The organism is Haloferax sp. s1 (genome assembly GCF_058382125.1).
Genome location: NZ_JBZRPK010000515.1, coordinates 1 through 6,382, shown reverse-complemented (window position 1 = coordinate 6,382; position 6,382 = coordinate 1). Strand labels below are relative to the sequence as shown.

Genomic DNA, 6,382 nt, shown 5'->3' with positions numbered 1-6,382 from the left:
GAGCGCATAGAGCGGTTGGCCGAGTCGCAATAGGACAAAACAACCTGCAGTAGTCGCGCTTTTTATTCGGCAGACCCACCTCACAGCTATGACTATCAGACACGACGGCCTCGACGTTTCGTGGCTCGGCTACGCGACCGTCCGCATCGAGTCGCCAGACGGCTTCGTCGTCTATTTCGACCCCGGCCGGTACGGCGTCCTCGACGACTACTACGCCCGCGACGGCGACCTGATTCTCGTCACGCACGACCACCACTACGACTCGGACGCCATCGAGCAGGTGGCCGATTCGGATGCGACCGTCGTCGCCTTCGAGGGAGTCGATGCGGCGAACATCGACCGCGACGTCGTCCCCGTCGAAGACCTCCCGTACGAGACGGTTCGGGTCGACGAAGAGGATTTCCTCACCGTCGGCGAGGTGGATGTGTGGTCGCTTCCGGCCTTCAACGACCCCGACGGACCGCACCTCCGGGAGAACGGCGAGCCGTACCACCCCCGGGGACTCGGCTGTGCGTACCGCATCTCTATCGGCGGTCGGTCGGTCTTCTGGCCGGGGGATTCGGACGTGCTCGAAGGGTTCCGACACCTCGAAGTCTCGCTGTTCCTCGCCAACATCGGTGGCTCGGTCGTGATGGACCGCCACGAAGCCGCCGACCTCGCGGAGACGCTGGACCCCGACCTCGTGTTGCCCGTCCACTACGACACCATCCCGGTTCTCGAAGCCGACGAAGAGGCGTTCGTCGTCGACGTGGCGAAACGTGGGATTCCCGTCGTCTTCGACGACCCCGAGGAGGTCTAACTCACACCGTGGGTGTACGTGTTCGAGGACAGAACGATTTTGCCCCGCCGGACCGTCCGTCCACGCATGGACCTCGACTACGGTACGCTCGATGGCCGGCGTCCCTACTATCGATTCGGTGATTCCGACGCCGACCCGCTTTTCGTGCTGCCCGGTCTCTCCGATGCCTTCCAACGCGAGGAACCGAACCGCGGTACTGCGATGATTCTGTCCAGTCTCTTCCGGGAGTTTTCCGACCGCGACGTGTGGGTCGTCGGTCGACCGCAACACCTCCCGGTCGGGTCGTCGACGCGGGACATGGCCGCCGGCTACGCAACCGTCATCGACGAACACGACCTGTGGCCGACAGACGTTATCGGCGTGTCGATGGGCGGACTCGTCGCCCAGTATCTCGCCGCAGATTACGGCGACTACGTCGACTCCGTCGCTCTCGTCTCGGCCGGGACGCGACTCGGTGGCCACGGTGAAAACGTGATGAGACGATGGCGAAACTTGGCCGGCAAAGGGAAATGGGCCGACATTGTCGCCGAGATGGCGCGCGAATCGGCGACCGGCTACGAACAAACGCTTGCTCCGACACTCCTCAAAGCCGCTGGCCGATTCGTCGACTTCCGGCCCGTGGTTCCCGCTGACGCAGTTATCTCCTGTACTGCCTGTCTCGAACACGATTCGCGGGAGATTCTGGACGATATCGACGCACCGACTATCATCGCCGCGGGCGATGCCGACCGGTTGTTCCCGGAGCCTCGACTTCGCGAGGCGAAAGACGGTATCGACGATGCGACACTCGCCCTGTTCAAGGGCGAAAGCCACGACCTCGCGACGAGCGAGTCGAGGGAACTAAACGGCATCCTCAGACGGTTCTTCGACGGGTTCCGCGGTGACGGGCTACATCCCTAACACCCCAAACTGCGGGTGCTGAGACGAGAAAATCTGTGAAAATTGACCGTCGAGTAGCCCGGCGGCTTAGATAATGCCCATCTCGTCGAGACGGGTCGGGAGGTACTCTTCGGTCACGAAGTCAAGCCCGCGGGCGGCGAGTGCCTGCTGTTCTGCCTTCTTTCCGATGTCGAGTTGGAGTTCGATTTGCTCCTTCCAGTAGTCGGTCATAAAGCGTGGGTCTTCGAGTTCGGACTGGAGCGCGTTGATGTCCGAGTCCGCAAGCGGGTCGGTCGGCAGGTCGTAATCGACGATGTCCTGCGGTTGGATGCCGATGAATTTGGCCTCCGGAGTTGCGAGATACTCCGAAAGGTGTGCGGACTTGATGGAACCGTAGGCGACAGAGCCGTAGATACGGTACGACCACGGGTCACCGTCTGTGAACACCACGACGGGCAGGTCGAGTTCGTCGTGCAGGCGCTTCGTGATGCGACGAGTCGCCCGCGCGGGTTGCCCCTTCAGGTGGACGATGAGGACGTTGTACTGCTCGTCGAACCCGTTTTCGATGAGGCGGTCGCGCATACCACCGGTCTCGACACAGAGGACGAAGTCGATGTCGTGGTCGAGGAACTGGATGGTGTCGGGGTTGTTCGGTATCTGGTAGCCACCCTCGCCAACGTCCAGTTGGCAGTGGATATCGCGCTCGCCGCGACGGGTCTGCTCTCGGAGTTCCAGCGGTCCCATGAGGGTCGCACCGGACTCCTCGGGGCGCATGTGGAAGTCCTCGCGGGTAACCTCCGAGACGATTTCGAGGTCTTCGATGAGTTGGTTCGACTCGTCTTGTCCCGAGAAGTGGGCCTCCTCTGCATCCCACGATTCGGAGAGGTAGTACAGCTCACGCAGGGTCGACGAGCGGTCTTCCTCTAACTGGCGTGCGAGGAACTCGATAGTGTAAGCGGCCTTCAGGAGCTTTCGCGCGCCGCGGACGCTGTTGGCCGAGCGCGTCGAGGTTCGGTCGCCGTAGACCCAGACGTTCGCGTCTTCGTCGTACTCGATGTTGCTCTTCGTCCGCGTCGGGAGTTCCATCGTCGGAATCTCCCCCGCGTCGAACTGGTCGTAGAACTCCGCTGCGAGGTCCATGAGTCGTTCGCGGGCGAGTTCTTCGGAAGTCTTCGATTCGGATGCCATTATACGTTCACCGTGAGTTTCTCCGTCTCGACGCCGTCGACGTTGATGTCGAACGACGCGTCCTGTTCGACCGAATAGGTGAGTGTCGCCGTCTCACCGGACGACACCTCGGGATTCCACTTGACGAACCACTCGCCGTCGAGGTCGACAACCGACGCCTCGCCGTTGAGGCCCTTCGGTTCCGCAGAGACGATATCCGTGATATCGGGCGACTCGTTGGTACTGGAGTAATTCTTCACAGAGAGCGTGACCGTCCCGTCTTTGACGGTTCGTTCGATGCTCACGTTGTTCATGATGCGTGCGAGTGCGCCCTCGATGTTCGGTTCGTCACGCTCGGTGACTTCCGAGAGCTTCGTCGCCATCTGCGGAAGGATGCGGCCGAGCACGTCCTGCTTCTTGCGGCGCTTCTGGAGCGACCGACGCTTCGAGAGATAGGACTTGAGTTCGCGGGCCGCCTCGCGAATCGCGAGTTCGACCTCGTCTTGAATCGCCGGCACGTCGGCGAGCGCGTCCTTCGACTCGCTCGTGAAGGGAACGTTCGTCGAGGCGACGTGAATCATAAGCACGGCGGGGCCGTTCGGCATTCCGCTGCCGCCCGGTTGGTCGAGGTTGTAGTTCCGCCACCCGATGTCCTTCACGACGTGCGTGATTGCACACGCCCCCCGCTGATACACGAGCGGGACGCGGTTGGCGAAGCGAAGCAGGTCGATGCTGCCTTCGGACTTCAGTTCGCCGCCGTAGGCGATACCGGCTTCGACGATAAACGGGTCGCCGCCGTGGACTTCCGCATCGCGGGTTGCCGCGGCGTAGAAATCGGCGTCGAACTCCTTTTTCAACCCCTCTTCGACGAGACCGGCGGAGATTGGCGACAGACAGTCCGTCGGCGGCGCGAGGATGTCCGTCTCGCGCATCGCTTCGAGCAAGTCGCGGGCGATATCGCGGTTGTCGGCCATGTCGCGGACTTTCGGCACCTCGTCGGAGACAGTGCGCATGCGCGACCAGATGGCATCGACGATTTTCTCGCGAGCCGTCTCGCCGTACGTCTCGTCTTCGCGTTCCTTGGTTCGTTCCGCCGCCCACGAGACGAACTCCGAAATATCGTCGTGGGTCGCACGGTCCGCCAAGTCGGTCGTTTCGGCGAACTGTGTGGCGATAGACCGCGCCATCGACACCTTGCCAGCGTCGTCTTTCTGCGTGGTCGTCACGTCGTCGACGATAGCGTACGTGTCGCCTTCGCGGTCGTCGGTGAGGACGGGCCAGACGGCCTCGACGACGTTCGACTGAACCGTGTCGCCGAACGACGTGTCGGTCTCCTCGCCGACGGATTCCGCGACGTTGCCGACGATAGTAACGAGTTCGCCGTGTGCGACTCGGTCTTTACCGACGAGGATATCGACCAGTTCCTCGGCGAACGCCGCCGTGGCGTCTTTGCCTTTGTTGGCGACGGCGTCTTCGACGACGGCGACGAGTTCGTCGGACTCGGTCGCAGCGGGCGTTCGCCACGTCATCTCGCGGCCGAAGTGTCGGTCGCGGAAGGCGTCGTGAATCTTGCTGGAAGTCTTCGCGCCGACGCGCGTGAACTCCTCTTGGAGGAAGCCAGAGACGGAATAGGACTCCGTCGCCGCGAGCATCTTCAGTAGCGTCCCGAGTTCGACACCGTGGGGGTGCGGGCGAATCTCGGTCGTCTGTTCGGGGAGTTGGTCGGTCGCCCGCTCGAACTTCATCGGTTCGTCGAGACCGGGTTCCCGAAGTTCGAGTCGTGCGTGCGGATTCACGACTGCGGTGTGGAGGATGTAGTCGTGGAGTTGCTGGCGCGCCCGCATGTTTGCCTCCATTTCCAACTCGATTCGAGTCCCGTGGGGGCGGTCCCACGAAGTCGTCTTCTCGGTTCGAATCTCGGGTTCGTTCTGGTCCGTGTTGATGACGAGTTCGAAGTACTCGGCGTCTTCTGCGCCTTGCGTGCGACTCGTCACTTTCGCGGGTTTCCCGCTGGTTAGTTGTGAGTAGAGAACTGCCGCAGAGATACCGATACCCTGCTGCCCGCGGGACTGTTCGCGTGCGTGGAAGCGAGAGCCGTAGAGGAGCTTCCCGAACACTTTGGGCACCTGTTCTTTCGTGATGCCCGGCCCGTTGTCTTCGATAACGAGGCGGTAGTAGTCGCCCGCCTCGGCTATCTCCACGTAGATGTCGGGCTGGATGCCCGCTTCTTCCGTGGCGTCGAGCGCGTTGTCCACCGCCTCCTTGACGGCGGTGACCAACCCGCGGGCTCCGCTGTCGAAGCCCAGCATGTGCTTGTTCTTCTCGAAGAACTCGGCGATGGAGATCTCCCGCTGGCCCTTGGCCAACTCCTCTGCGATCCCCGGTTCGTCACCGAGTGTCGACTGGAACGACGTCATTTCCTGTTCCGCATCTACCCAGTCCCGCGTTAAGTACTCACCGGCAGCGGAGTGAAAGTGAACGCGGGTCTCACGGGGTGTGGGCGATGATACCAACGGAACAGCGAACGAGAGATAGACAGTCACAATCATAATCGGAGCGCCGAACGCCGAGACCGCCAGACCGCGCTAAACTGGCAAAGCGATACTCCAGTAAGTAGTTCGCGCCCGCGCGTGCGAGCCTTTAAGGGACGGGCTATCCTAGGCCATTTCAGATGTCACAGGATAACGAGTACGGGGCCGGACAGATTCAGGTCCTCGAAGGGTTGGAAGCCGTTCGAAAGCGTCCGGCGATGTACATCGGGTCCACCGATTCTCGCGGACTCCATCACCTCGTCTACGAAGTCGTCGACAACTCTATCGACGAAGCGCTTGCGGGGTACTGCGACGCTATCGAAGTAGCCCTCCACGAGGATGGTTCTGTCAGCGTCACGGACAACGGCCGCGGTATTCCGGTAGATACGCACGAACAGTACGACCGACCCGCACTAGAGGTCATCATGACCGTCCTCCACGCAGGCGGGAAGTTCGACAACAAGTCCTACCAGGTTTCCGGGGGACTCCACGGCGTCGGTGTCTCTGTCGTCAACGCGCTCTCGCAGAAACTTGAAGTCGAAGTCAAGCGCGACGGCGCAGTCTGGACGCACCGCTTCGAGCACGGCGAACCGAAGCCGGACCAGTTCGAGCGCGTTCGCGACCTCGAACCCGGCGAAGATACCGGAACCACCATTCGATTCTGGCCGGAGGGAGAAATCTTCGAGACGACCGAGTTCGACTTCAAGACGCTCGAAAACCGTCTCCGCGAACTCGCGTTCCTCAACTCGGGCGTCGAGATTACGCTCACCGACGAGCGAACCGACAAATCGAGCACCTTCCTCTTCGAAGGCGGCATCCGCGAGTTCGTCGAGTACCTCAACGAGACGAAGACGGCGCTCCACGACCACCACATCTACTACGAAGACGATGCCGAAGGCATCGACGTCGAAATCGCCATGCAGGCTACCGACGAACTGCAAGTGTCCATCCACGCCTTCGCCAACAACATCAACACGCGCGAAGGCTAGACGCACCTGACCGCGCT

4 protein-coding genes and 1 pseudogene are annotated in these 6,382 nt (G+C 61.7%); 3 read left to right on the top strand and 2 right to left on the bottom strand.

Translation table 11 applies throughout. From position 1 onward, the window contains the following. Positions 1-88: 88 nt before the first annotated feature. Together QT222_RS08470 and QT222_RS08465 are read left to right on the top strand one after the other, a co-directional pair. On the top strand, positions 89-799 hold the full coding sequence (locus QT222_RS08470) for an MBL fold metallo-hydrolase (RefSeq protein ID WP_004056805.1): 711 nt from the start codon (positions 89-91) through the stop codon (positions 797-799). Between the two features lie 66 nt (positions 800-865). Beyond that, the gene (locus QT222_RS08465; RefSeq protein WP_004056803.1) at positions 866-1,699 is read left to right on the top strand and encodes an alpha/beta fold hydrolase; all 834 of its coding nucleotides are present in this window, start codon (positions 866-868) and stop codon (positions 1,697-1,699) included. 66 nt (positions 1,700-1,765) lie between these two features. Here the strand turns inward: QT222_RS08465 and QT222_RS08460 are convergent, their stop codons facing one another. Then, positions 1,766-2,866, bottom strand: coding sequence for a DNA topoisomerase IV subunit A (locus tag QT222_RS08460; RefSeq protein ID WP_004056801.1), 1,101 nt, complete (start codon positions 2,864-2,866; stop codon positions 1,766-1,768). Further along, a complete protein-coding gene (locus tag QT222_RS08455) occupies positions 2,866-5,262 on the bottom strand; it encodes a DNA topoisomerase VI subunit B (RefSeq protein WP_491476913.1) in 2,397 nt (798 codons plus the stop codon). Before QT222_RS08455 ends, QT222_RS08460 begins: the two co-directional genes overlap by 1 nt. A 254-nt stretch (positions 5,263-5,516) precedes the next feature. On the opposite strand from QT222_RS08455, the pseudogene QT222_RS08450 reads away from it, so the two are divergent. Beyond that, positions 5,517-6,362, top strand: a pseudogene (locus QT222_RS08450) (ATP-binding protein); the annotation flags it as partial. Positions 6,363-6,382 lie beyond the last annotated feature (20 nt).